The sequence below is a fragment of the Rheinheimera tilapiae genome (genome assembly GCF_042432165.1).
Lineage (GTDB): Bacteria > Pseudomonadota > Gammaproteobacteria > Enterobacterales > Alteromonadaceae > Pararheinheimera > Pararheinheimera tilapiae.
In genome coordinates, this window is sequence record NZ_JBHLXP010000001.1 from 910817 (window position 1) to 937123 (window position 26307).

Annotated in this window: 22 protein-coding genes and 1 other RNA gene; 15 read left to right on the forward strand and 8 right to left on the reverse strand. The window is 52.6% G+C overall.

Annotation, left to right across the window (positions count from 1 at the left end; all coding sequences use genetic code 11):
• Window positions 1-40 precede the first annotated feature (40 nt).
• A complete protein-coding gene (locus ACFFJP_RS03745) occupies window positions 41-1111 on the reverse strand; it encodes a zinc-binding alcohol dehydrogenase family protein (RefSeq protein WP_377240665.1) in 1071 nt (356 codons plus the stop codon).
• A 143-nt stretch (window positions 1112-1254) separates the two neighbouring features.
• Between ACFFJP_RS03745 and ACFFJP_RS03750 the strand changes: the two genes are divergently transcribed.
• The gene (locus tag ACFFJP_RS03750) at window positions 1255-2163 is read left to right on the forward strand and encodes a LysR family transcriptional regulator (protein WP_377240667.1); all 909 of its coding nucleotides are present in this window, start codon (window positions 1255-1257) and stop codon (window positions 2161-2163) included.
• 143 nt (window positions 2164-2306) lie between these two features.
• Window positions 2307-3395 carry a hypothetical protein gene (locus ACFFJP_RS03755; protein ID WP_377240669.1) on the forward strand — a complete coding sequence of 363 codons (1089 nt, stop codon included), beginning with the start codon at window positions 2307-2309 and terminating at the stop codon, window positions 3393-3395.
• Between the two features lie 405 nt (window positions 3396-3800).
• On the opposite strand, the gene pyrC is transcribed toward ACFFJP_RS03755, so the two are convergent.
• A complete protein-coding gene (pyrC, locus tag ACFFJP_RS03760) occupies window positions 3801-4838 on the reverse strand; it encodes a dihydroorotase (RefSeq protein WP_377240671.1) in 1038 nt (345 codons plus the stop codon).
• Window positions 4839-5002: 164 nt separating this feature from the next.
• Here pyrC and ACFFJP_RS03765 point away from each other — a divergent pair, with 164 nt between their 5' ends.
• Window positions 5003-6889, forward strand: a complete 1887-nt coding sequence (locus tag ACFFJP_RS03765; RefSeq protein ID WP_377243353.1) for an ATP-binding protein — start codon at window positions 5003-5005, stop codon at window positions 6887-6889.
• Window positions 6886-7575 carry a DUF599 domain-containing protein gene (locus ACFFJP_RS03770; RefSeq protein ID WP_377240673.1) on the forward strand — a complete coding sequence of 230 codons (690 nt, stop codon included), beginning with the start codon at window positions 6886-6888 and terminating at the stop codon, window positions 7573-7575. Before ACFFJP_RS03765 ends, ACFFJP_RS03770 begins: the two co-directional genes overlap by 4 nt.
• Before the next feature lie 111 nt (window positions 7576-7686).
• Here ACFFJP_RS03770 and ACFFJP_RS03775 read toward each other — a convergent pair whose 3' ends face one another.
• The 4 genes from ACFFJP_RS03775 to ACFFJP_RS03790 are packed head-to-tail and all read right to left on the reverse strand — an operon-like array spanning window position 7687 to window position 11081.
• Window positions 7687-8235, reverse strand: a complete 549-nt coding sequence (locus tag ACFFJP_RS03775; RefSeq protein ID WP_377240675.1) for a BON domain-containing protein — start codon at window positions 8233-8235, stop codon at window positions 7687-7689.
• 12 nt (window positions 8236-8247) lie between these two features.
• Complete coding sequence (locus ACFFJP_RS03780; protein WP_377240677.1) at window positions 8248-8838, reverse strand: SIS domain-containing protein; 591 nt, start codon at window positions 8836-8838, stop codon at window positions 8248-8250.
• A gap of 12 nt (window positions 8839-8850) precedes the next feature.
• Window positions 8851-9192 (reverse strand): YraN family protein, encoded by a 342-nt coding sequence (locus tag ACFFJP_RS03785; RefSeq protein ID WP_377240679.1) that lies wholly within the window; start codon window positions 9190-9192, stop codon window positions 8851-8853.
• Window positions 9189-11081, reverse strand: a complete 1893-nt coding sequence (locus ACFFJP_RS03790; RefSeq protein ID WP_377240681.1) for a penicillin-binding protein activator — start codon at window positions 11079-11081, stop codon at window positions 9189-9191. The genes ACFFJP_RS03785 and ACFFJP_RS03790 overlap by 4 nt, the downstream gene beginning before the upstream one ends.
• Before the next feature lie 152 nt (window positions 11082-11233).
• Here ACFFJP_RS03790 and rsmI point away from each other — a divergent pair, with 152 nt between their 5' ends.
• Complete coding sequence (gene rsmI, locus ACFFJP_RS03795; RefSeq protein ID WP_377240683.1) at window positions 11234-12088, forward strand: 16S rRNA (cytidine(1402)-2'-O)-methyltransferase; 855 nt, start codon at window positions 11234-11236, stop codon at window positions 12086-12088.
• A gap of 107 nt (window positions 12089-12195) precedes the next feature.
• Here rsmI and ACFFJP_RS03800 read toward each other — a convergent pair whose 3' ends face one another.
• On the reverse strand, window positions 12196-12768 hold the full coding sequence (locus ACFFJP_RS03800) for an outer membrane beta-barrel protein (protein WP_377240685.1): 573 nt from the start codon (window positions 12766-12768) through the stop codon (window positions 12196-12198).
• Between the two features lie 160 nt (window positions 12769-12928).
• On the opposite strand from ACFFJP_RS03800, the gene rnpB reads away from it, so the two are divergent.
• Window positions 12929-13293: RNase P RNA component class A (gene rnpB, locus ACFFJP_RS03805), an RNA gene on the forward strand.
• 92 nt (window positions 13294-13385) lie between these two features.
• Here the strand turns inward: rnpB and ACFFJP_RS03810 are convergent.
• Window positions 13386-13802, reverse strand: a complete 417-nt coding sequence (locus ACFFJP_RS03810) for a hypothetical protein (RefSeq protein ID WP_377240687.1) — start codon at window positions 13800-13802, stop codon at window positions 13386-13388.
• Window positions 13803-14161: 359 nt separating this feature from the next.
• Between ACFFJP_RS03810 and ACFFJP_RS03815 the strand changes: the two genes are divergently transcribed.
• The 9 genes from ACFFJP_RS03815 (at window position 14162) to mraY (ending at window position 26290) form a co-directional block, all read left to right on the forward strand.
• Entirely contained in the window at window positions 14162-17248 is a 3087-nt protein-coding gene (locus tag ACFFJP_RS03815) for an efflux RND transporter permease subunit (protein WP_377240689.1), read from the forward strand.
• Window positions 17235-18326 (forward strand): efflux RND transporter periplasmic adaptor subunit, encoded by a 1092-nt coding sequence (locus ACFFJP_RS03820; protein ID WP_377240691.1) that lies wholly within the window; start codon window positions 17235-17237, stop codon window positions 18324-18326. Before ACFFJP_RS03815 ends, ACFFJP_RS03820 begins: the two co-directional genes overlap by 14 nt.
• Window positions 18327-18854: 528 nt before the next feature.
• Window positions 18855-19325 carry a division/cell wall cluster transcriptional repressor MraZ gene (gene mraZ, locus ACFFJP_RS03825; protein ID WP_208933183.1) on the forward strand — a complete coding sequence of 157 codons (471 nt, stop codon included), beginning with the start codon at window positions 18855-18857 and terminating at the stop codon, window positions 19323-19325.
• Entirely contained in the window at window positions 19322-20290 is a 969-nt protein-coding gene (gene rsmH / locus ACFFJP_RS03830; RefSeq protein ID WP_377240693.1) for a 16S rRNA (cytosine(1402)-N(4))-methyltransferase RsmH, read from the forward strand. Before mraZ ends, rsmH begins: the two co-directional genes overlap by 4 nt.
• Window positions 20287-20595 (forward strand): cell division protein FtsL, encoded by a 309-nt coding sequence (gene ftsL / locus ACFFJP_RS03835; protein WP_208933185.1) that lies wholly within the window; start codon window positions 20287-20289, stop codon window positions 20593-20595. Before rsmH ends, ftsL begins: the two co-directional genes overlap by 4 nt.
• Entirely contained in the window at window positions 20592-22337 is a 1746-nt protein-coding gene (locus ACFFJP_RS03840; RefSeq protein ID WP_377240695.1) for a penicillin-binding transpeptidase domain-containing protein, read from the forward strand. Before ftsL ends, ACFFJP_RS03840 begins: the two co-directional genes overlap by 4 nt.
• Complete coding sequence (locus ACFFJP_RS03845; protein ID WP_377240697.1) at window positions 22327-23838, forward strand: UDP-N-acetylmuramoyl-L-alanyl-D-glutamate--2,6-diaminopimelate ligase; 1512 nt, start codon at window positions 22327-22329, stop codon at window positions 23836-23838. The genes ACFFJP_RS03840 and ACFFJP_RS03845 overlap by 11 nt, the downstream gene beginning before the upstream one ends.
• Complete coding sequence (locus ACFFJP_RS03850; RefSeq protein WP_377240699.1) at window positions 23838-25214, forward strand: UDP-N-acetylmuramoyl-tripeptide--D-alanyl-D-alanine ligase; 1377 nt, start codon at window positions 23838-23840, stop codon at window positions 25212-25214. The genes ACFFJP_RS03845 and ACFFJP_RS03850 overlap by 1 nt, the downstream gene beginning before the upstream one ends.
• The gene (gene mraY / locus ACFFJP_RS03855) at window positions 25208-26290 is read left to right on the forward strand and encodes a phospho-N-acetylmuramoyl-pentapeptide-transferase (protein WP_377240701.1); all 1083 of its coding nucleotides are present in this window, start codon (window positions 25208-25210) and stop codon (window positions 26288-26290) included. Before ACFFJP_RS03850 ends, mraY begins: the two co-directional genes overlap by 7 nt.
• The last annotated feature ends 17 nt before the right edge of the window (window positions 26291-26307 follow it).

Genomic DNA, 26307 nt, shown 5'->3' on the forward strand with positions numbered 1-26307 from the left:
GGGTATCGCACTCCGGGTATCGCATACCGCGAATCGAAGGTTAAATATCGCCAAAACCAGCCAACACCAACTTGCCAATCACCGAGCCTTGTTCCAACAGCGTATGGGCCTGGCGCAGGTTGGCGGCATTAATAACCCCCAAATGCTGACCGGCGGTGCTTTTTAATAATCCGGCGTCGACCAGCGCCGATACTTCGCGCAGCAGCTGTTGCTGGGCAATTTGGTCTGGTGTCTGGAATAACGAACGGGTAAACATCAGTTCCCAATGCAGGCTTAGGCTTTTCAGTTTCAGCGGACGGATATCGAGTGCCTCCACCGGGTCATCAATCAGTGCCAGCTTGCCCTGTGGCGCTAATGCATCGATAAACTGCTGATAATAAGCCGCGGTATCGACCAGACTAACGACATGGCTGACCGCATCAATACCGATGCGTTTAAGCTCGTCGGCAAGCGGCAGCTGGTGATTAATCACCGCATCGGCGCCTAAAGCGCTGACCCAGGCCTGAGATTCTGGCCGCGATGCCGTTGCAATAACAAAAGCGTCGGTTTTTAATTTCGTCAGCTGGATCAAGACGGAGCCAACACCACCGGCAGCACCGCTAACCAGCAACACTTTGCGTTTGAACTGCGGCGAAGGCTGTTCAAGCTGCAGCCGGTCAAACAACATTTCCCAGGCGGTGATGGCGGTCAGCGGTAATGCCGCCGCATCAGCAAACGACAGGCTCTGTGGTTTAGGCCCCACCAAGCGCTCGTCGACCAGATGATAAGCGCTGTTGGCGCCCGGCCGGTTTAGCGCGCCGGCATAAAACACCGCATCGCCAACTTTGTAAGCTGTCACCGCGTCACCAGTCGCGACCACAACACCCGACGCATCCCAGCCCAGCACTTCCGCGCTGACAACACCGTCTGTGCTTTGCGGCACGCGGCGTTGGCGGATTTTATAGTCGACCGGGTTGGCGGCGATGGCTTCGACTTTGACCAACAGGTCATACGGGCCTGGTGCAGGCACCGGCAACGCTAAGTCAATCAGTGCCTGCTCGTCGCTGATGGGCAGGGATTGCAGATAACCAACGGCTGGCATCATGGTTGGGATTAATTGAGTGGCAGACATAAAAACTCCTGATAGTTCAATCGAAAAGGGCCGCTGCAAGCAAGTGCTTACAGTCATGTTCAACAGATGCTGCGCATTGTGCCGGATTGACATTGATAGAAAAACCGCATAATTAAGCATTCTTTATCAAATGAAATTTGAAAATGCTGCAAGTTCAGGATTTAGCTCTATTCCAGCAGATTGTCCGCACCGGCAATATCAGTGCGGCGGCGCGGCAGTTTGATTTAACGCCGGCAGCGGCTTCGGCGGCGCTGAAACGGCTGGAGCAGCACCTCGGCGCGGCATTATTGCTGCGCAGTACCCGCAGTTTAAAACTGACACCGGCCGGTGAATTGTTTTTACAACATTGCCAGAACGCGCTGGAAGCACTGGCGCAAGGCGAACAGGCGATGCAACAGCTTGCGGTTGATATCGGCGGAGAATTGCGACTGGCCGCGCCCAGCGACTTGGGCCGCAACTGGTTGTTGCCCAAACTCGATACTTTGTTGATGCGATTTCCCCAGTTGAAACTGCGGCTGGAACTGGGCGACCGGGTGGCCGGACTACAGCGCGAGCAGGTCGATGTGGCACTGCGGTATGGCGCTTTAACCGATCCGGCGCTGGTGGCGTTTTTTATCGCTGAAGTACCGCGCATCGTCTGTGCCGCACCGGAATATCTGCAGCGACAAGGCACGCCGGAGCAACCTTTGCAGCTACAACAGCACAATTGCCTGCTGTATATGATTGACGAGCGCACTTTTGACCGCTGGCGCTTTAGCGGGCCGCAGGGCCTGTTACAGGTCAATGTGCAGGGCAATCGCATCAGCAATGATGCTGAACTGGTGCGACGCTGGGCCGTGGCGGGTCATGGCATTGCGCTAAAATCGGCGCTCGATATGGCTGCCGATTTACGCGCGGGTCATGTCGTGCCATTACTGCAGGACTACCCGGCGCCGAAGCTGCAGCTACACCTGGTCTGTGCCAGCCGCCATCAGGTCACGCCGGCGGTGCTATTGCTGCGTGATGAGCTGCGTCGCTGGGTGGCTGATGAGCTGGCGACGCTGCAGCTGTAGTCACGCCGGCAGTCGGAATTGCTGTATTGCAGCGGCATAGTCTTTGTCAGCACTATTGATGTGTGGGACTGAGTCTGCAATCTGGTGGCTTGGCTTTATTTGGGTTAAATTGCAGGTTTTGTCGTAGTTATCAGGGATGTTTTATGTTGTTTAGGGACTTGCTAGATTTTGGTGCGCAAAATTGGAGATGGCTTGTCATTGCGATTCCTGCAAGTTTGGCTTTCATCGCTACTTTTATCTTTGTTAGCACAAAGAACTCTAGCGACAAGAAAGCGGGATCTCAGGCTACAGACAAGCAGTCACTTGAATCTAAGCCGGAAGCATCTCATTCTGAAGACAAGAAGCCAGACGACTCTGAGCCTAATCACGAGAAGCTCCCTCGATTCGTATTAATAGCAACGATGCTATTAATCATAGCGTTGGTGCTCTACGTAATACTTGTTATCGGGACCTTTGTTGAGCACTTTCATCAGCGAGGTCTTCAGCCAGACTTTGATAAGTGGGGCCAAGTTGGGGACTACTTCGGCGGAATGCTAAACCCGATACTGGCTTTTGCTTCTTTTATCGCGCTGCTTTATACGATTCGGATTCAGTCTGAAGAGTTGCGGTTGACGAGGGGAGAGTTCGCTAAATCGGTTGCCGCACAAAAAGTTATGGCGTCAGAGGCGCAGAAGCAGAGAGAACTAACACTATTAATGGAGGAGTACAGGTACGCAGCCAATCGGTTGCGTTCTGAATGCTTAGATATTGAGGCTTTGGGTGAGCAAGATATCTCTCAGCGGCTCGGCTTGATTTCTGATAGTTACGATATAAAGACCATTAATCGCCTAATGGAGCGAGTTGCTTTTGAATTTCATCCAGCAATAGTTGGCCGATGGGAGAGTGAAGATATTTGTCTCGAAAAAGCAAAGAGCTTTTACACATCACTATTCCCTCAAAACAATCGTGCCTTAGATGAATATATCCAAAGATACCTTAAATTGGCACAGAATCTCGTAAGAACGGCTGACGTGTACTCGCAGCTAAGCAAGCAGTTAAGCCTCAATGAAGATGCTGGAACGGTTCAATTCTTGGATAACAACAGAGTCGCAAAGTTACTAGCGTCTGCCTATGTTCTATCTGGAGTGACGCAATGGTACACACCAGAGTATTTTCGTCCCATAGATGGCGATGGTTTGAAAAAAAGGTTTAGGTATATCCTGAGTGATATCGGGATAGCTCAAGATTCTTGATGCCATTCAAAACGGACGTACGTTTTAATCATAAGTTGGTTAATTCAGCCAGAACAACTTTCAACGGTGGTCGCTGAGCTGTTTCTTGCTCCGCTTCATGTTTGCTGCCCTCAAAGCTTTCACCTTGGTTCACTTTAAACAAGAGCTTTTTCATATCCGTGCAAAAATCAACACACAACGATTAGGCTATTGGATTTGATGATAAAGGTAATAGTCAGAGTGAACAGATTATATTCAGTCAGTATCATCGTTGTTTACATTAAGTATTAAGATTTAGAAGTAAACGTTTTAAAATCATCAGTTGGAACAACGCGATAGATGCAGCGATGTTCCCCCCATGAATCGAGTGACCTGCTGGCATAACGGTCTGTGTAGTGACCGCTATACCAAGCTAAAACTGCAAATCTATTCCGCCTGCAATTGCCAGTGCAGGGTCTGGCCGGCGTAAAACGGTACTATCGGGCTGCCGTCTGGCAGCGTGATTTCTTCTGGCACTGTCCAGGATTGTTTCACCAGTTTGATTTGACCGCTGTTGCGTGGCAGGCGGTAGAAATCGGCGCCATAGTGGCTGGCAAAACCTTCCAGTTTTTCAATAACGCCAAGCTCCTCAAACACCTGCGCGTACAGCTCAATGGCGCTCCAGGCGCTGTAACAACCGGCGCAGCCGCAAGCGGTTTCTTTGCGGTGTTTGGCGTGTGGTGCGGAATCGGTACCTAAGAAAAACTTCGGATTGCCGCTGGCAACGATGGCACGCAAGGCTTCCTGATGCGTGCGGCGTTTCAGTACCGGCAGGCAGTAGTTGTGTGGGCGGATGCCACCGACCAGCATGTCATTGCGGTTCAGTAATAAATGCTGTGGGGTGATAGTCGCGGCGACATTCGGCCCGGCGTTTTTAACAAACTCCACCGCATCGGCAGTGGTGATATGTTCCAGCACGATACGTAAGGCTGGGAAGCGGTCGACGATCTGGCGCAGATGCTGTTCGATAAACACTGCTTCGCGGTCAAAAATATCGACGTGGTTGTCGGTCACTTCACCGTGTACCAGGAACAACATGTCATGTTCGACCATGGCATCGAGCACCGGATATAACTTGCTGAGGCTAGAGACACCTGAATGCGAATTGGTGGTGGCGCCGGCCGGATACAGCTTGGCGGCCAGCACGCCGGCGGCTTTAGCTTCGGCAATATCCTGTGCTGTGGTGGTGTCGGTCAGATAAATGGTCATCACTGGTTCAAAGCTGCTGCCAGCAGGGCGGGCTGCCAGAATACGGGCGCGGTATTCGCTGGCTAAAGTGCCAGTGGTGACAGGTGGCACCAGATTGGGCATCACTACAGCCCGCTGAAAACAACGCGCAGTGGCAGGAACGGTCTCTTTCAGCATATCGCCATCACGAAAATGTAAATGCCAGTCGTCTGGGGTGGTCAGCAGCAGTTCGGTCACAGCAGGCTCCTTCGGTGAAAAATTAACTGTCGCAATAGAGTGGCGAGTGTATCATTATCCGGAGTGAGCAGGCAGCGTTCAGCCCGCCTGATTTGTGCAAAAACTACGGGAGCAGGTGCATTTTGCAGGCAGGGCAATTCGGGTTTACCCGGCTACAGAGCGTGATGTTACTGGTGCTGATGCTGTTGTTTGGCACTGTGGTTGAGTATCTGGCTCGTCAGGAGCAGCAGCGTAAAGACATGCTGCTGGTGCGTGAAACCACTGAAAGTGCCGCCCGCTTACGTGCATTGCTGGAAATGGAGTTAAATGCGCCATTGCAGCTTAGTCAGGGCCTGGTGGCTCATGTGCAGGCCTTGTCCGGCAAAGCCAGTGCCGAAGATTTCAATACTTTGTTACCCAATCTGGTTCGCCAGGGCAAACATATCCGCAATATGGGCGTAGCGCCCGGCAATCGTCTCACTTATCTCTATCCGCTGGCTGGCAATGAAGCAGCATTGAATCTGTATTATCCCGATCTGGCCACACAATGGCCGGATATTGAAAAAACGATCCGTAGCCGCAAAGCCAAACTAAGTGGGCCTTTAGAGCTGGCACAGGGCGGCCGGGCTTTTGTTTACCGCATTCCGGTGTATCTGCATGATGGCAGCTATTGGGGCATTGTCAGTACTGTGCTGAACGTTGACGATGTCTGGCGGCTGATGAAGCAACAAGCACAGCAATTGGATGTTGGTGTGGCATTACGCCGCGCTGGCGGCGAAAACTGGGGCGACATGCTGTTCGGTGAGATCCAGAATTTTCAGGCGCCGGCCGTGGTGCTGGATCTGAATATCGCCGGCGCGCACTGGCAGCTGGCCAGTTGGCCGCTGTTGCAGGCGGACAGTCTGTCGGGATGGTTCCGACTGGTGGGCTGGAGTACCAGTCTGATGCTGGTGTTGCTGATCGCCGGTGTGTTCCGCGCCAATCAGCGTTGGAAAGACACCAGTAAAGCCTTTGAACAAAATGAAAAATATTACCGCACAGTGCTGGATAACGTTGACGACGCTATTGTCGTGCTAAATCCGACCGGCCAAATCCATACCTTTAACAATGCCGCCGAAAAGATGTTTGGTTATCAGGCGCGGCAGCTGCGTGGCCTGCCGTTTCAGATCCTGTTTCCACAGCCACCGGAGTTGCAGCAAGGTCGCGGTGCGCAGGAACTGACTGCGCAGCGGCTGCACGGTGAAACTTTGCAGGTGGAATTGCTGCAAACGCAAATTCAACTGCAAGACCAGACGTTACAAGTCTTACTGTTTCGCGACATCACCGAACGCAAACGCATAGAAAAACTGAAAAGCGAATTTGTTTCCACGGTCAGTCACGAATTGCGTACGCCGTTGACCGCCATCAACGGAGCCTTAGCTTTGGTGACGGCTGGTGCGGTCGGCGCCTTGCTCCCGGCGCAGCAGCAAATGTTGGATATCGCCCGCAGCAATGCTGACCAACTGATTAATCTGGTCAACGATATCCTAGATATGGAGAAACTGCAGGCCGGCAAGTTGTCGCTGCAGCCGGAACAGCAGTTATTGTTGCCGCTATTGCAACAGGCCTTACAGCGCCACAGTGCTTTAGCTTTGTCGCGTCAGGTCAAACTGACGTTGGAAGCGGCGATCGCACCAGATTTAACCTTGTTTATCGACGGCAGCCGTCTGTTGCAAATCCTGGCGAATTTACTGGCGAATGCGATCCGGTTTTCACCGCCGCACAGTACTGTGCACTTACGGGCTTTGCTAACCGGCGATCTGGTGCAGCTGATGGTCAGCGATGAGGGGCCGGGCGTGCCAGTAGATTTTATTCCGCGCTTGTTTGAAAAATTTTCGCAGGCCGACAGCTCCGATAGCCGGTTGCAAAGCGGCAGTGGCCTCGGCCTCGCGATTTGCAAAGAATTGCTCGAGCGGATGCACGGCAGTATTTTTTATCAGCAAGCCGAGCAGGGTGGCGCCTGTTTTTATTGTGAATTACCACTGCATGCTGCGCCCGCAGCCGCTGCTGTGCAACAACAGGAGTTGTCGTGAGCTGGCAGCAGTTACCTTATTTGGATTTAATCGCGTTGTGTTGGTTTGTCGGTGTGTGGGTGGGGTATACCCTGTTTGCCAAACGCCGTGCCCGTGAAGTCAGTTGTTTGTCGTATGAGTTACGCCGTAAACGCACAGCCTGGATGGAGCAGATGCTGATCCGCGATAACAAAATGGCAGATGTCGCGCTGATCTCCACGTTAGAACGCAATGTCAGTTTTTTTGCCTCCAGTTCGATGCTGATCCTGGCCGGTTTGCTGACTGCGCTGGCGTCCAGTGACAAAATCGCCGCGGTGTTGATGCAGGTGATGCCGTGGCTGGACCATGTTGATGGCTTACTGCAGTTTAAAATTCTCTGTCTGGTGCTGATTTACGTCTTCACGTTTTTTCAGTTTACCTGGTCGTTGCGTCAATATGGTTTTGGTGGCGTGTTGATCGGTGCCGCGCCGGATGGTCGCGAGTTGCCGCCGGCTGATCGCAGTCTGTACGCCAATAAAGCCGCGAAGGTGATAGATCAGGCTGCGCATTCATTTAACTACGGCTTGCGGGCGATTTATTTTTCGCTGGCAACGCTGGCCTGGTTTATCAATGTCTGGCTATTTATGGCCGCAACGATCGTCGTGTTGTTTGTGATGAAACACCGTGAATTTCATTCCAAGGCGTTAAAAGCTCTGCAGGATGTTTGACAGCGTTCAGCGCGGCTGAGGTGTGCGGGATCTGTGGTAGGGTGCGTTAAAAAACGCACCGTGCCTGCCGGTAGCGCGGTGCATTTTCGTAATCTCAGATTATAAAATCAATCAGTTATATTGTGTCTCGAAGGCTTTAATGACGCGTGATACGCCATTAACGTGCCGCGCAATTTCAACGGCTTTATCGCCTTCCTGCTCACCAACGATGCCCATCAGGAACACTTCACCGTTTTCGGTGATCACGCGGATGTTCAGCGCACTAATCTCTTTATCCGCTAACAGCAGGGATTTGACACGGGTGGTGATCCAGCTGTCACGGCTGCGGGTGGTAAATGAGGTTGGATTACCGACGCGGATTTGATTTTGTACGTCTTTTGCACCCTGCACCGGCCGCACCAGTTCACCGGCTTCTTCTACCATCGCCTGATTTGGCGCCTGGCCGGTTAACAGGATCACGCCGTTGTAGCTGTACACATTGATATTGGCTTTTTCTTCGAGTGTTTTGTTGGCTTCAATCGCATTACCGGCTTTGATCACGATGCTATTGTCGTCGATTTGAGAGCCCAGCGTGCGGCGGTCTTTGGCCGCACAGCCTTGTAGTGCGATTGCCAGCGTGGCAAGCGCAGCCACTTTCAACAGATTTCGCAGCTTGAACATCAGATTCTCCTGTTAGATGGGGTCAACATCTTGCTGTGGAAATAAAGTGTTATCAATCAGTTCAACAACACAATGTAATAAAAAGGCGTAACATTCATAAACCCGGGCCGGCCGGTGAGCCGGAACCCGCAGTTCAACGTCGCTATTGCCGAGCAAACCGGACAACTCGCCATTATTGTCGACTGTCAGCGCTATCACCGTCATATCTTTGGTTAGTGCCGCTTCAACGGCGCGGATCAGGCTGTTTTCATCGCCACTCAATGACAACACCAGCAGAATATCGCCTTCCTGGCCGAGTGCACGGACCTGACGGGCCAGAAAATCCTGTTGTTGTGACAGATGGACCAGGCCGCAACTGTCGTTGCTGAGCGCGCAGGCAGGCAAACAAGGCCGTTCGGTTTCAAACTGGTCGAGCAACAGCCGGGCAAAATGGCCGGACAGTGCATTGGCGGCGCCTTCACCGGCACAGAGTACTTTGCGGTCGTTGATCAGCGCATGCACAATCGTCAGCGCCGCAGTTTCAATCGGCCCAGCCAATGCTTCGCCGGTGGCAATCATCGTTTGGATATTTTCGGAAAAAAGCTGCCGGATATGTTCCTGCATCAGTGTGGATCCTTAAAATGCGTTTTTTAGCCAGCTGAACTGATAAGGCGCTTCGCCTTCAATTGCCAGCACGTCGAACCGGGCTGCCCCCCGCCACTGTTGTTGTTGCAGATACCAATGGGCGGTCGCGCGTAATTTTTGTTGTTTTGCTGTGGTCACCATCGCCGCCGCGCTGCCAAAAGCGTTGGACTGACGATATTTCACTTCGACAAAGACCAGACAATCCTGCTGGCGCATCACTAAATCCAGCTCGCCAAAACGGCTGCTGACGTTTTGCGCCACTAATTGCAGACCTTGTTGCTGCAAATACTGCCCGGCTAATGTTTCAAAAAACTGACCTTTGTCGCGGCTCACGGCGCTTTTTTGTCCACCAGCAGCAATTTACCCTGACGGTACTGTGCCAGCGTTAACTGCCGCTGAATACTATGGCCGTCGGCCAGACGCAGACTACCGGTCAGGCCATGATACGCCATGGCCGGAAATTGCTGCTGTTGTTTCAGGTGGCCCACCAGCATCAGTGCGTCGTGCCCCATAGCAAACAGTCGTTGTAATTGTTCATCCTGTTCGGCAAACAGGCTGTCGAATTCCTGCCGTAGCGGCGGCGCGATGGCGGCCTGCGGCAACAACCACGGCATCTCTGTCATGGTCAGACCGGCCAGATCTCGTTGATCGGTTTTATCCACTTTCAGACTGTGACTACGTGAACTGGTAAAAATCGGCAGGCGCTTGGCCGTTGGACTGACCGTGACATCGATAAAAGGTTTGAAAAAACGCGTCTGTACCGGATCGGCAATCAGATAAATCGCATCGATATCCTGGCGGCTGTGCAGCTCGGCTTTGATCGACTGACCGATTAACCGGTTGATTTCCTTTGCTCTTTCCTCGCTTGCTTCGGCTTCAAGGAACTTGTTAATCAGCGCCTGCAGCTGTTCCTGCGAGCTATAACTGTAAGTTTCGACCGGCTGACCACCGCTTTGTTGCCAGCGACTCTGGAAATGCTGCGCCATACGCTGGCCAATTGGATTGACGGCATAAATCAGCACCGGGTGCTGATACTGACGCTGGCGGAACACCTGCACCATCTGGCTTGCTTCGTCTTCCCAGGCCAGCGCGAAGAAGTATTGCTCCGGCTTCACTGGCAAATCACCTTTGCCATTTAAAAATAAAGTGGGCCATTGCCAGTCCGGCAATTGTTGGATTTTGTCGATGTCTTCACGCAGCAAAGGCCCGATGACAAACTGCACTTGCGCCGCAGTGACTTCAGCCTGTAATTCAGCTGCCGGTTTGGTCGAATCAATAAATACCAACGTGCGTTGTTGTTTCGCGGCAGCGGCAGCCATCCCGTACTGCACCGCATCACCCAGTGTTTTCAGCGGGCCGGATAACGGTAACAGCACGGCGATACGTTCCGGGTTATACGCCGGTGTCTGACTCAGCAGCTTTACGTCCTTGGGCAATTTATCCGCGGCCGGCAACATCGGGTGGCGTTGTTGCCAATCAGTCAGTGCCTGGGTGATAGCTTGTTGGTCGCCGGCAAAACCTTGTGTCAGTTGTAGCAGTTCCAGCCAGGCCTGCGCGCGGGGATGATTTTGCTCACCCAGTTCACGCAGCTCGGCGTCGGATAATTTCACCAGTTGTTGCCACAACAGGTCTTGCGCCGTGCTGTCAGCACTGTTGCCCAACCAGGCATCCAGCGCTAATAACGTGCGGGTCGCGCTGACATTGTCATCCTGTTGCTGGAAATACTCGCTCAGTGCCAGCGCCCACGCTTGCCGGTCGGCTTCCGGCACGTCAGTAAATGCAGTTTGGTCAGCCAAGCGGGCTACCAACGCGTGTTGCTTATCGGCTAAAGCAGACTGTAATAGTGGCAGCTGATTTTGCGCACGGATTTGGCTGTACAGCGATTGTTGCAGCTCAAAGCAGATGGCGAGCGTACGTTTGGGATCGGTACTGAGTGCGGCTTTGGCCTGTTGCAGCAATTCGCGCTGCAGCTGTTCGTCCGCGTCTTGCGCCACCGCTTCATCGGCGGTCGTGACAGCTTGATAGGTGACTTCGGCCGGTTCCAGTGTCAGCGGCTCAGCCAGGGCTTCCGGTGTCGGCGCTTTACTGACTGGGGCTGATTGCTGTACTGGTGCTGCAGTCGTCGTTTCGACTGGGGCCGGAGTACTGCCGCAACCGGTCAGCAGGCTGACGCCAATCGGCAGCAGGACAGATAAACGAAGCTTGAGTTTGCTGGATTTCACAATGCGCAGGTACAATAGCTGATTGAATGGCCGTTAGTTTATACCATTTGTCCGGACCGGTCATCCTGCCTGCAACGCAGCAGACCTTTTGCTGGCAAGTGGCAGAACCGGCCAACTTGCCTTAATGCTCTGTCCATCACCCGGGAATTTTCATGTCTGTAGCCGAAGCTGTTTTATATATCGTGGCCACGCCGATTGGCCATTTGGATGACATCAGTCAGCGCGCGATTCAGGTGTTGCGTGACGTGGCCTGGGTGGCGGCAGAAGATACGCGGCACAGCGGGAAGTTGCTGAGCCATTTAGGCATCTCAGCGCGGTTTTTGTCCTTGCATGATCACAATGAAAAACAACGCGCCGCCAGTCTGGTCGAGAAAATAAAAGCCGGCGACAACGTCGCGCTGATTAGTGATGCCGGTACGCCACTGATCTCAGATCCGGGTTATAGTCTGGTCCGGTTATGTCGCGACGCCGGCGTGCGGGTAGTGCCAATTCCAGGGCCTTGCGCTTTGATCGCCGCTTTATGCTGCGCTGGTTTGCCCACCGACAAGTTCCATTTTATCGGATTTTTACCCGCCAAATCCGGCCAGCGCCAACAAGTGTTAAAAGACATTCCGGCCGGTGTCGGCACTGTGATTTGTTATGAAGCGGCCCGGCGCATCATCGATACCTTGCAGGATGTGATGGCCGTATACGGCGCCGATCGTGAACTGGTGTTGGCGAAAGAGCTGACCAAGACTTTTGAACATTTCGAACATGGTACCGCGACCAGTATCATAGAGTGGCTGGAAGCCGATCCACAGCGTTGTCAGGGCGAAATGGTGCTGATGATAGCGCCCCCGGCGGAAAAAGCGGCCGACGACATAGCGCCGGCTGTCCAGCAAACCCTGCGGTTATTGATGGCTGAATTACCATTGAAAAAAGCTGCGGCGCTGACTGCGGAAATTCATGGTGAAAAGAAAAATGCTTTGTACAAGCTGGGGCTGAGCTGGAGTGGTCAGGACGAATAATGGCGCACGGCTGGTTTTGCCGCAGCGCTGACCCAAAGTGAACGATGATTCCACCTGCACAATAAAAAAGCGCCAACAGGCGCTTTTTTGCGATCAGAGCGAAGCAATCAGAATGCGTAACTAGCGCTGAACGTCAGTGCTTTGGCGTCTGTACTGATATTGGTACCGGTCAGACGGTCAGTCAGATCTTCTTCTGGTAACCATTGTTGTTCGACCGCGAATTTCCATTGTGGGGTCAACAGATATTCGATGCCAGCAGCATAACCGGCGCCACTTTGGCTAAAGCGCGTGGTGGAACCGCCACTGCCGTTTGGTGTCGCGTGCATTTCATAGTTCGAGCGAACATGGCTCAGTGTGGTATAGACCCGCACTTGCTCCAGCACCGGATAGTGTGCGCGCAACTGCAGCTGGAATTGGCTGTTGACTTTTAGTTGCACCGGGCGGATTTCATCAGAATTGCTGTCTTTCAGCGCACGACCTTCCAGCGCAAAATAGTCAGCAAATTCATAGCCAAGCGTTACACCTGTCATGGCAGGTTCGTATTTGGCGTAACCCGTGACAGCAGTGACTTTCAACGTATTGGATTGCAACACCAGCCCTGCGTACAGCGGATGCGCCGATTCCGCCTGAGCAGCGCCTGCAGCCAGCAGCATAAAACCGAAAATAGCTTTGTTTAACATCTTTTGTATGTCCTTATAAAAATAAAAGCGCTTCATGTTACATAAATTGTGTATGTGTCGAAAGTAATTATCTTATTGTGCTGTTGAATTGCAACGTTCGGGATAATAAGCAGAGAAAGCTTGCTGCGTTCTGCCGAAGATCTGCGTATAATCCGCGCCGTGAGTTGGCCAGGGCAATCGCTGCCTGCGCAAGCAGGGGGAGGAAAGTCCGGGCTCCACAGGGCAGGGTGCCAGGTAACGCCTGGGGGGCGTGAGCCTACGACCAGTGCAACAGAGAGCAAACCGCCGATGGCCCGCAAGGGATCAGGTAAGGGTGAAAGGGTGCGGTAAGAGCGCACCGCGCGACTGGTAACAGTTCGTGGCACGGTAAACTCCACCCGGAGCAAGACCAAATAGGCCCCCTTTGGCGCGGCCCGCGTTGGGGGCGGGTAGGTTGCTTGAGGCGTACGGCGACGTACGTCCTAGAGGAATGATTGCTACTCTGGCAACAGAGCACAGAACCCGGCTTACCGGCTGACTCACACTTCATTCCAACAAAAAGGCACCGCAGGTAACTGCGGTGCCTTTTTTGTTTGCCAGTGACTGGCTTTATGCTGTCGCCAAGAGGTGCTGGTGATTTAAGATGCTTTCTGCTGGAAGTCTTGAGTTTCCATAGTAAAACCTTCCGCTGCTAACCATTGAAATGCTTCGTGTTGTGTTGGGTAAACTCTTTTTTCAAAATCACCGGTATGATCAACAATCATCCGATCCAGCTGGTATTTTTTTACCATATGCGGGCAGTAAATTTGGGCTGCACACCTGAGTTTATGGGTGATACACCATTGCACTAATTCCTGAATAACGGGCTCAATTGCAGGTACACCCAGTTCCCATTGGTCGAGATAGACAATATGAGCCCAATCCGAGTCCAGCAATGGCATGGCCAACTTCTTGAATTCGGCCGAATACTCTTCGGCTGTCCGTCGGTCCCAACTTCCATTTACGACAGCCAGTATGACTCGCTGTTCACACCATAAATAGAATTTTGGATTCATAGTTTTGAGCACCCGATTAACTTCGATAACTCATTCTAGCTGATTAAGTTGTTTAGCTTTTTGATTTAAAGCAGCTATCAGCGTTGTATTGCGACGAGCCTGCGGGCGCATATGACATCACTATGTACCCATAGCCCTGCATCTGGCGTGGCGACGCTACTCCGATGAATTTCAGTGACGGGGTTAGCTTGCTAAACGCGGTGTACTACGCATCGTCGTGCGGTCAATGACAGACAGAATACGACCAAGTACCCAACTAAATATTTTGTTGCATTTAATCCCTCTTCTGTCCCAGTTTTTGCTGGGAATTTCATGAGTGTCTCATATACTCGGCGCATTAAAGTTGTGGATGATAAGCGATGAATCTGACGCGAGCGGCCTGCAAAAACCCCGCAGCCACTTTTGTGCTGGTATGCCTGATTGTGCTATTTGGCCTGCTGGCGTTTTACAAACTGCCTATTCAGTTGTTGCCGGATTTAGACCGGCCGCAAATCTTTATCAATAACGGTTGGCGGGCTGCTGCGCCGCAGGAGATGGAAGCCACTATTATCGAACCGCAGGAAAATACCCTGCGCAACGTGCCTGGCGTGGTGGAGATCCAAAGTAATGTTGGTCAAGGCTATGGCTCGATTTCACTGACCTTTGAAGTCGGTCAGGATATGCAGCGCGCCATGCTGGATGTGATCAATGCATTGAATCAGGCGCCGCCGCGGCCACGCGAAGCGGCCGAACCACAGATTAACGTCGGCAGCGGGCGCGGTAATGTCGCCTCCATTCTGATCAAACAAATGAACCCGCAAGCTGGTGATGATTTTGGTCCTTACCTGAAACTGATCCGAGACAACGTCGGCCCGCGGCTGCGCGCGATCCCAGGCGTCAGTAGTGTTGAGCTGGCGTCAGATTTGCCGCGTGAACTGCATATCACTTTTGATCCTTATAAAATGGCTGCGCTGGGCATCGGCATTGAACAACTGCAAAGCAGCATCAGCCGCTCAGTGAATATGTCCGGTGGTTTTGCCGAAGTCGGCCGCCGGCAATACACAGTGCGCTTTGAAGGTCAGTTTGAACCGGCAGATTATGCCCGGATGATAGTGTCATACAACCAGGGCCGGCCGGTGTATTTGCAGGAAATTGCTGAGGTGGAGCTGGGTTATCCGGAAATCAACGGCTTTACCAAACGCAACGGCTTGCCGGCTTATTACCTGACGCTGGAACGCGGCGAGAATTCCAACACAGTGGCGATTTTGGATGAAGTGAATAAAGCCATCGTCGAACTGAACCGCGACATTCTGGCGCCGCAACAACTGGAAATGGAGCTGAGTTTTGACGCGTCTATCCATATCCGCCGCGCCATTGCGCTGGTCAATTCCAATCTGTGGCTCGGTGTCGCGCTCAGTCTCGGCATTCTGTACATCTTTCTTCGTGGCTGGAAAGCGACTGCGCTGATTGGCCTGACTATCCCGGTTTGTCTGCTGATAGCTTTTGTCGTGTTGCAGGCGTTTGGCCGTAGCCTCAATGTCATATCGCTGGCAGGCCTCGCCTTTGCGGTTGGCATGGTGCTGGATGCGGCGATTGTGGTGCAGGAGAATATTGTCCGGCTGATGCAGCAGGGGCTGGCGCTCGGTGCCGCGATTAAACTCGGGTGTCGCCAGGTTGGGGGGGCGTTATTGGCATCCACCGCCACCACAGTCGCGATTTTCCTGCCGGTACTTTATATGCAAGGCGTTGAAGGCCAGCTGTTTTATGATTTAGCGCTGACGCTGGCCGTATCGATCTCCGCCTCGATGCTGGTCGCGCTGACGTTATTGCCGGTTTGCACCATGCTGTGGTTTAAAGCCGCGGATATCAAACCAGATCCGCTGGCGGCGCGCTGGACGCAATTGGCGCACTGGGTGATGCAGCTGACCAAAGGTAAAAGCCGCGCCATCGGCTGGTCACTGGCTTTAGTCCCTGGCGCTATGTTGCTGATCACGTTGATATTACCCAAAGCCGATTTCCTGCCGCAGGCCAATGGTGACGGTATTTTCACTGGTTTTACTTTGCCGCCGGGTGGCAATATCAAAGTGATGGAACAGGAAATTGGCCAGTTATTGGTCAAACGGCTGCAACCTTATTACGAAGAGAAAAAGTATCCGGCGATCAAAGGTTATAACCTGTCGATGTTTTCTGCCTTTAACGTGCTTTTTATCTATCCGGAGGACCCGCGCGCGGTTGAGGATATGATGACTTTGTTACGCACGGAAATCTTAAAAGATCTGCCGGATACCGAGTCGTTCAGCTTCCGCGCCAGTCTGCTCAATTTTGGTTTTAACTCGGGCCGGGAGATGTTTGTCGACTTTCAGGGGCCGGACACCGACTTCCTGATGGCGCAGGCAGCCGCGGCCAAGGCGTTGATCGAACAAAAGTTACCAGGCGCCAATGTGCAAGCCGAACCCGGCTTACAGCAGAATCAACCGGAGCTGCGCATTCTGCCGGATGAACATAATATCGCGCAGGCCGGCATTGACCGCTTTTCGGTGGCGACGGCAATTCGAGCGATGACAGATGGTATTTATGTTGGCGAGCAATTCGACGGCAATGAACGGATGGATATCATCCTGCGGGCGCATCCATGGGACAATCCGGAGCAATTACAGGCTACGCCGATTTTCACCCAACAAGCCGGTGTGCAGACGCTGGGCCAGCTGACGCAGATGCAGCGCACAGTCGGCCCGACCACTTTATTACGCGTGAATGGTCTGCGTACGGTCAGCCTACAGGTGTCGCCACCGGCAACGATGGCGCTGGAAGATGTGGTCAATGTGCTGCAGCAGGACATTGTGCAGCCGCTGCGCAATAAGCATGGCAGTGACATGACAGTGCAATTTCGCGGCAGTGCTGACCGGTTGGATAAAGCGATGCATTCGATGTTGGCGAACTTTGTTGTCGCAGTATTGATTCTGTTTTTACTGATGGCGGCGCTGTTTAAATCGGCACGTGACAGCTTGTTGGTGCTGTTGACGATGCCAATGGCGTTGGCTGGTGGTGTCATTGGGCTGAAGCTGCTGAATCTCTTTGTGTTTCAGTCGCTTGATTTACTGACGATGATTGGCTTTATCATCTTGCTTGGCCTGGTGGTTAACAATGCAATTTTGCTGGTTGAGCAGTATCGCCAGTCGTTGCAGCTTGGCATGGCGCAGTTGGATGCGATTGAATTGGCTGTACAAATTCGCGCGCGGCCAATTTTTATGAGTACCCTGACCAGCATATTTGGTATGTTGCCGCTGGCGCTGATCCCCGGTGTTGGCACCGAAATCTATCGCGGTCTGGCCATCGTGATTGTTGGTGGTATGACATTCAGTATGCTGTTTAGTCTGATTTTAGTACCTGCAATGTTGCAGGCTTTGCCGGCCAAACGCCGGGAAAAACCAATTTATGTTGCCGAGGTTGCTGATGAAATTGCCTGAGAGAAAATTACTGTTAAGTCTGTTGTTTGGTGCCGTGCTGACGGCGCCTGCACTGTCTGCGCAGGAGCAGGCGCCAGAGCGCGTCGTCAGTACCGCGGCGGTGCGGACCATGCAAATTGCCCCAACCATGATGGTGTCCGGCCAGGTGCAAAGTAAATATCAGTCGAATTTAAGTACCGGCGTGGATGGCCGGCTGGACTGGATCGCAGAACCTGGTCAGCAGGTGCAGGCCGGTGACGTGCTGGCCAGGCTAGATTTAAAACCGTTGCAGTTGCGCGCATCTGAGCTACAAGCGCAGTTAAAACGCGCACAGATCCAGTCGTTGCGGCTGGATAAAGAACTGGCGCGCCAACGCAGTCTGCTTAGCAAAGCGCTGGTGTCGCAAACGCTGGTTGATCAAACTCAGGCCGAAGCTGATCTGGCGCGGGCCGATATTGAGCTGAGCCAGGCGTCATTGGCGCAATTGCAGGATCAGCTGAACCGGGCTGAATTAAAGGCGCCCTTTGCTGGTGTAGTCAGCCAGCGTTTCCATCAGATCGGCGAAGAGATCAGCCGCAGTGCGCCTTTGTTGCAACTGGTGAATCTGGAACAGCTCGAAGTTCGGGTGTTTGCGCCGCTGCAATACGCCGCTTATGTGCAGCCAGGCCAGCAGGTTAGTGTGTTTGACCAGCAGGGCCAGCGTTCACTGCAAGTGCAATCGACGATCCCGGTGTCTGACAGTCGCTCGCAGACTTTTGAATTGCGGCTGCAGGCCGGCGGCAGTGGTTTTCAGGTTGGGCAGCTGGTTAGCGTTGGCATTCCCACCGCGGTGGCGCGCGATAGCCTGGTGATCCATCGTGACGCGCTGGTACTGGCGCAGCAACAACACTCGGTATTCAAAGTGGCCGGTAATAAAGCGCAGCAGGTAAAAGTGGTCTTGGGCCAAGGTCAGGGCGAATGGCTGCAGGTTGAAGGTGCGCTCAGCAGTGGAGATCAGCTGGTGGTGCGTGGCGCGGATACGCTGAAGGATGGCGCTGCTGTGCGTGTCCTCAGTGACGAAGAGTTTAAACTGGCTGGCCGTCGCGCTGGCGTGCAATAAAACCACATCATTTTGCGTCACATGTTGGGCATCACATGCTGGGCATCACATGCTGGGCATCACATGCTGGACGTGTGACGCCCAACAACGCTATTCCCCCCCTTGATGCCAGATCGTAGGTAGCGGCAAGCGCAGCCCGCTGGCCACCACGTGGCGTACATCTCCCGATGTCACTATTGCTCTGAGGGTACGACGACCGCCTCCTGCAAACCACTGCTGCGGCCCGAATCACTCCACACGGATGGCTGGACAGCCAAACGAATCTATTCGCTGCCACAGTCTGTTGCATATAGTTACGCGACACTTTTTACCCCTTGATCTGCTGATCCGTGGATTTTTCTCCCACTTTTTCCCCCTTTTTTCCCACCTTCGCCGCAAGCCGCATTTTTATTGGATCTTATTCGATCGATACAGTGGGGTTTCGCCTTGACAATGCTGAATTTGCAGCCCTAAACTGTGACATTGTGGAAGATTGTGGGTCAGTGTGGATCTTCTACGGATCAAATAATAACCAAGTGGGATCAATTCATGTTTCGTGGGTCTTTTGCTCTGAGCCTGGACGACAAGGGTCGGTTGACGCTGCCAACGCGTTACCGTGACCTGTTGTTATCTGACGCCAGTGGCCAACTGATCTGTACGATCGACCATAAAGATCCCTGCTTGCTGCTGTATCCATTGTCCGAATGGGAAGAAATCGAAGAGAAGCTGAAACGGCTGTCGAGCTTTAACCCGCAGGAACAACGCTTAAAACGTCTGTTATTGGGCCATGCCACCGATTGTGAAATGGACAAAAACGGCCGCATTCTGCTTCCCGCCACGCTGCGCTCCCATGCGCACTTAAGCAAAGGCTTACGCCTGGTGGGACAACTAAACAAATTTGAGATCTGGGATGAAGAGACCTGGCATCAGCGCGTTGCTGAAGACATGGCTGCTGAACAGGAACTTGCCCAGGCCGGTGATGCCGAGCTGTCAGAACGTTTAATGGATTTGTCCTTATGACCCAGCCCGCACACATTTCAGTCTTGTTAACCGAGACCATCGAAGGCCTCGCTATTCGGCCAGACGGCATTTATGTCGACGGCACCTTTGGCAGGGGAGGGCATAGCCGGGTGGTGTTAAGCCAGCTGGGCCCAGAAGGTCGATTGTTTGCTATTGACCGCGACCCGTCAGCCATTGCTGCGGCTGCCGCCGATGAGTTCGCCAAAGACGCGCGTTTTCATATCAGCCATTGTGCTTTTGCTGAGTTGGCCACTGTGGCTGCAGACCAGCAAATCACCGGTGCAGTGGACGGCATTTTACTGGATTTAGGCGTGTCATCACCGCAACTGGATGATGCCGAGCGCGGTTTTAGTTTTATGCGTGACGGCCCACTCGATATGCGGATGGACCCAACCTCGGGTATTTCCGCTGCCGCCTGGCTGGCTAAAGCCGACGTCGAAGACATCACTTTTGTACTGCGCGAATACGGTGAAGAGAAATTCGCCTGGAAAATCGCTAATGCGATCGTTGAAGACCGCGTCACTGAACCTTTTACCCGCACTGCACAACTGGCGGCATTAATCGCCCGTGTCGTGCCAAAAAGTTTTAAAGAGAAAAAACACCCGGCCACCCGCAGTTTTCAGGGCATTCGGATTTATATCAACAGCGAACTGGAACAGGTCAATCAAGCGTTAGAAGCGGCGTTGACAGTGTTAAAACCGGGCGGACGTCTGGCCGTGATTAGCTTTCATTCGCTGGAAGACCGGCTGGTCAAACAATTTATGCGCAAACACAGTAAGCCGGCACAGCTGCCTAAAGGCATTGTGCTGACCGAAGCGCAAATGCGCCAGGATCTGGCTCTGAAGCTGATTGGCAAAGCGATGATGCCGTCTGATGCCGAACTGGCAGCTAATCCGCGTTCACGCAGTGCGGTACTTCGGGTAGCTGAGCGCATGGCGGCAAGCTCGCCAAAGGCTAAAGCATGAGTGCGATTCGACTCAATCGCCTGATCCTGCAGGATTTAGCCCAGCACAAGCTGGTGATCCTGCTGTTGATTGGCGCTATGGGCTCGGCACTGGCGGTGATTGAGCTGACCCATATGAACCGGCAGCTGACTATCAGTCAGGACAAATTATTTCAACAACGGGATGCGCTGGATATGGAATGGCGCAATTTATTGGTCGAACAGCGTGCTTTGTCTGAACATAGCCGCGTTGAAGAGCTGGCAAAGAAACAGCTGCTGATGGTTCGTCCGCTGGGACAGCAAGATATAGTGGTGGATGAACCATGAGAAAGAGCAACGGCCGTCAGGCAAAGAGCCGCAAACAACCCACTTTAATCAGCTGGCGTTTTGCTTTTGTCGTGCTGACATTGTCCACCGTATTTGTCGGATTAATTGCGCGTGCAGCTTATTTGCAGGTGATTGAGCCGGACAAACTGATTGCACAGGGTGACTTACGCTCTTTGCGCGTCAAGTCTGACGACGTACTGCGCGGCATGATCACCGACCGTAATGGTGAAGAGCTGGCCGTCAGTGTGCCGGTTGAATCGATTTATGCTGACTCAAAAATGGTGATTGAAGCCGGTGCTAATAAAGATCAGCGCCGCTGGCACGCCTTAGCGGAAATGCTGCAAGTGACGCCGGAAGAGCTGACCAAGAAAATCGCCAGCGACAAGAAAAAGCGTTACGTCTATCTGCAGCGTCAGGCCAGTCCTGCGACTGTAGATTACATCCGCAAACTCAAAGTGCCGGGTGTTTATTTCAAGCAGGAATCTAAACGTTATTACCCATCAGGCGAAGTGACCGCGCATATTCTTGGTTTTACCAACGTTGACGACCACGGCGTGGAAGGCGTTGAGCGGCAGTTTGACAGTATTTTAAAAGGCACTCCGGGTCGTAAGTTGGTGCGCAAAGATGCCAAAGGCCGCGAAATTGAAGTGCTGGAACAGGAAGATGCGACAGCATCCCGCAACTTACAGCTGTCGATTGATCAGCGTATTCAGGCGGTGGCTTATCGCGAGTTGAAAAAAGCAGTGCTGACCTTTGGTGCGGCCTCAGGCTCGCTGGTGCTGGTCGATGTGCATACCGGTGAAGTGTTGGCGATGGTGAATAGTCCGTCGTATAACCCAAATAACCGCAAGAATACTGCGGTACACCGTTTCCGTAACAGGGCCATCACCGACACTTTTGAGCCGGGTTCAACCATTAAGCCGTTGCCAGTCTTAGCTGCACTGGAAAATGGCACTGCTAATATGAATACCGTCATTGCGACCGGCCACGGCACCATTATGGTCGGCGGCCGACGGGTGCAGGACACCAATGGTTATGGCGATCTGGATCTGACCGGTATTATGCGTAAGTCATCCAACATTGGTGTGACACGCTTGGCACTGGGCATGCCGCACGAAGAACTGCTTGATATGTATTACGACATGGGGATCGGTTCTGATACTGGTCTTGGCTTGGTCGGTGAAAGTGCCGGCATGTTGCGGGAACGCGCACGTTGGTCTGATCATGAACGCGCTACTTTATCTTTTGGTTATGGTTTGTCTGTGACTGCGGTGCAACTGGCTAAAATGTATTCGGCGATTGCCAATGGTGGCGTAGTCCGGCCACTCACGCTGTTAAAGTCTGACCAGCCACCAGCCGGCAAACAAGTGGTGTCGGAACAATATGCCGACGCAATGGTTGAAATGCTGGAGCAAGTAACAGAAAAAGGCGGCACAGCAACCAAAGCCAGAGTACCGGGTTACCGCGTTGGCGGTAAAACAGGTACTGCGAAAAAAGCTATTGCCGGTGGTTATGGTAATGACTATATCGGTTCATTCGCTGGTATCGGGCCGATCTCCAGCCCTCGTCTGGCCTGTGTAGTCATTATTAACGAACCCAGCGGTGATTATTATTATGGCGGTGAAGTGGCGGCTCCAGTGTTCAGCACTGTGATGGGGGCTGCGATGCAACTGCTGAATTTACCACCTGATGGCAATGACAGCCGTATTACCAAGGTGACCGGAGGTCCCGATGCAGGTTAACCGACTCCAGCGCTGGTTGACTCCGTTCAAAGCGACTGCCGCAGGGCAGTCGCTTTGTGCGTTAGAGAAGCTGCCAGAAATAACTGCTGCTGCAGATCTGCAGTACAATTCTAAACATCTGAAAAATGGTGATATTTTTCTCGCACTGCCCGGTGTTGGTGGTCATGGCAACCGCTATATCCGCCAGGCGCTCAGTAGCGGTGCAGCGCTGATCCTGACCGATAGTCTGGCTGACGGCGACACCAGTCTTGCTCTGGAACCGCAGGTCTGCGTCTGGCCAGATCTGCTGACTGTGCTGCCTGCGTTGGTCAGTAGTTTTTACCAGGATGCGGCACAGCGGCTGGAACTGATTGGTATCACCGGCACCAACGGTAAATCCAGTACAGCGATTTTTGTCAATCAGCTGTCTGACTTGCTGGGTAAGCCTGCCGCAGTGGTCGGTACTTTGGGTTACGGTCCATATCAGACGCTGACGCCGCTACAAAACACTACGCCTCATTTGGTCGATTTACATCGGATATTTTATGGGTTTTGCGAGCAAGGCCGTTTGCGTAGTGCGATGGAAGTGTCATCGCATGCACTGGTGCAACAGCGCGTTGCCGGTCTGCAATTTAAAGTCGCGGTGTTTACAAATTTAAGCCGTGATCATCTGGACTATCACGGCACGATGGAAGCTTATGGCGCTGCCAAAGCACTGTTGTTTCGTGCTGGGCAGTGTCAGACCGCGGTGATCAATGTGTCTGACGACTTTGGCAAAACACTGGCCGCGGATTGTGAGGTACCGGTGCTGGTCTACGGTCGTTTAGCTGATTGTGCCGGTCATCCGCAATATTTGGGTTATGACCACCTGCGCTCAGACGGCAAAGGTTTTCATCTGCGCCTGCACAGTCACCTCGGCGACTTTGATTTGCAAATCCCGTTGTTGGCCGAATTTAACGTACAAAACGTGTTGGCTGCCGTCGGTGCCTTATTGCAGTGTGGTCACAAACTATCTGCCATTGTTGATGCGGTGAAAAAACTCAAAGCGGTCGCCGGTCGGATGGAACTGTGGCATTTTCCCGACCATGTGTCGCTGGTAGTGGATTATGCCCATACCCCTGATGCGCTGAAGCAAAGTTTGCAGGCGCTCAGACAGCAAAGCCGTGGCCGGATCTGGTGTGTCTTCGGCTGTGGTGGCGATCGCGACAAAGGCAAACGACCTTTAATGGGACAAATCGCCGAACAGCACGCGGATCATGTTATCATTACCGCTGACAACCCCCGCACTGAAGCTGTACTCGATATCTGTAAAGACATTGCTGCTGGTATGCAAACCGGCGCCAACTGCCAGATCGAACCTGATCGGGAATCAGCCATTAAACTGGCCCTGATTGAAGCCCACGCGCATGACATGATCCTGGTGGCCGGTAAAGGCCACGAGAGTTATCAGGTATTGGGAAATATCGTGCGGGATTATGACGAACGTAAATTTATCAATGATTTATTGGCGGAGATGAGCTGATGATCACTTTAATGGCCAGTGAAATAGCTACGGCATTATCGGCCCGTCTGGTCGGTGCTGATGTTGCAATTAATAGCGTTAGTACGGACAGCCGGCACATCGCGCCGGGTGATTTATTTATTGCCCTGCAAGGGCCGAATTTTGACGGCCATAAATTTGCCGAAGAAGTTGTGAATAAAGGAGCCTGTGCGCTGGTGGTGACCCGGCAACTGGATGTGCCGGTCCCACAATTTATTGTGGCTGATACCCGCATTGCGCTTGGCCAGTTGGGTGCATTGGTAAAAAGTAAGCTGCAGCTGAAGACGGTTGCAGTGACCGGCAGCGTTGGTAAAACGACGGTCAAAGAAATGATGGCTGCGATTTTATCGCGCATCGGCAATGTACTGGCCACCGCCGGCAATTTTAATAATGAAATCGGTGTGCCGCTGACGTTGTTACGTCTGAACGAAAGCCACAATTTTGCCGTGATGGAGCTTGGTGCCAATCACTTAGGTGAAATTGCTTATACCAGCTCGCTGGTGAAACCGGATGTGGCGATGATCACCATAGTCGCACCGGCGCATATTGAAGGTTTTGGCGATATTTTTGGCGTTGCCCGCGCCAAAGGTGAAATTTACAGCGGTTTGTCTGCCGGTGGTACGGCGATTCTGCCGCTGGATTCTGACTATTATGGTTATTGGTTACCTAAGGTTCAGCACTTAAACGTGCAGAGTTTTAGTGCTACCCAACATGCTGATATCTATGCCGATAATATTGAACTGGACGCCGAAGGCTGCGCCGGTTTTGAGTTACATACGCCGCAAGGTCATTGCTTTGTGCAGTTGACGTTGCCTGGCAAACACAATGTGCATAACGCCTTAGCCGCCACTGCCGCAGCGCTCGCACTTGGTGCCAGCTTGACCGACGTACAGCTTGGCCTCGCTGCGATGCAGCCGGTCAAAGGCCGGATTAATGTGTATCAGCCAAAAGCCGGTCTGCGCATTATCGACGATACCTACAATGCCAATGTGGAATCCGCAAAAGCGGCGATCGATTTACTCGCCTCATATGGCGGTCAGCGTTACCTCGTACTGGGCGATATGGGCGAATTGGGTCCAGATGCGCGGATCTACCACGAAGAAGTAGGTATCCACGCCAAACAGGCGGGAATTAACGGCCTATTCACCTTAGGGGTATTGTCGCAGAACGCCAGTGAGCAATTCCATCAGCAAGGCGCGCATTTCAGCTCGCGCGAGCACCTGCTGAGCAAATTGTATGCTTTGTTACAGAACAAAGAAGAAGTATCCATTCTGGTTAAAGGCTCGCGCAGCGCCCGGATGGAGTTAGTTGTTCAGGACTTGCTAGAAAGATGTCAGCAGGAGACAAGCGCATGTTAGTTTGGTTAGCCGAGTTTCTGACTCAATATATCAATGCTTTTAACGTATTCAGCTATTTGACGTTTCGCGCCATTCTTGGCGTTCTGACGGCATTATTGCTGAGTCTGTATTTCGGCCCGAAACTGATTGCTGCGCTGCAACGCCTGCAAATCGGCCAGACTGTACGCAATGACGGGCCACAAAGTCATTTTTCTAAAAAAGGCACTCCGACTATGGGCGGTTTGCTGATTTTAGGTTCCATCGGCATCAGCACACTGCTGTGGGCCGACCTGAGTAATAAATACGTCTGGGTTGTGCTGTTTGTGCTGGTCGCTTATGGCTGGATTGGTTTTATCGACGACTACCGCAAAGTCATCCGCAAAGACCCGAAAGGCTTAATCGCACGCTGGAAATATTTCTGGCAATCGGTGTTTGCGCTGGTAACGGCGATTTTCCTGTATGCCACCGCAGAACGGCCGGCTGAAACGTCATTGCTGGTGCCTTTTGTCAAAGATGTACTGCCTCAGCTTGGCCTGTTTTTCCTTGTTACCACATATTTTGTCATGGTCGGTTTTTCTAATGCAGTCAACCTGACCGATGGTCTGGACGGTCTCGCCATAGTGCCGACCGTGATGGTCGCAGCAGCATTTGCCATTATTGCTTATGTCAGTGGTAACGCTGTATTTGCCAACTATCTGAATATTCCCCATTTACCGCTGACTTCCGAATTGGTCGTGGTCTGTACCAGTATGGTCGGCGCTGGTCTAGGCTTTTTATGGTTTAACACCTATCCGGCACAAGTTTTTATGGGCGATGTCGGTTCATTAGCGTTAGGCGCATTACTCGGCGTGATCGCAGTGCTGGTGCGGCAGGAAATTGTGCTGATTGTGATGGGTGGTATTTTTGTCATCGAGACAATGTCAGTGATCCTGCAGGTCGGCTCATACAAATTACGCGGCCAGCGCATCTTCCGCATGGCGCCAATTCACCACCATTACGAATTAAAAGGCTGGCCGGAACCTCGCGTAATTGTGCGCTTCTGGATCCTATCGATTATTTTTGTGCTGATTGGTTTAGCGACCTTAAAACTGCGTTAACGCAAAGGAAAATTCAC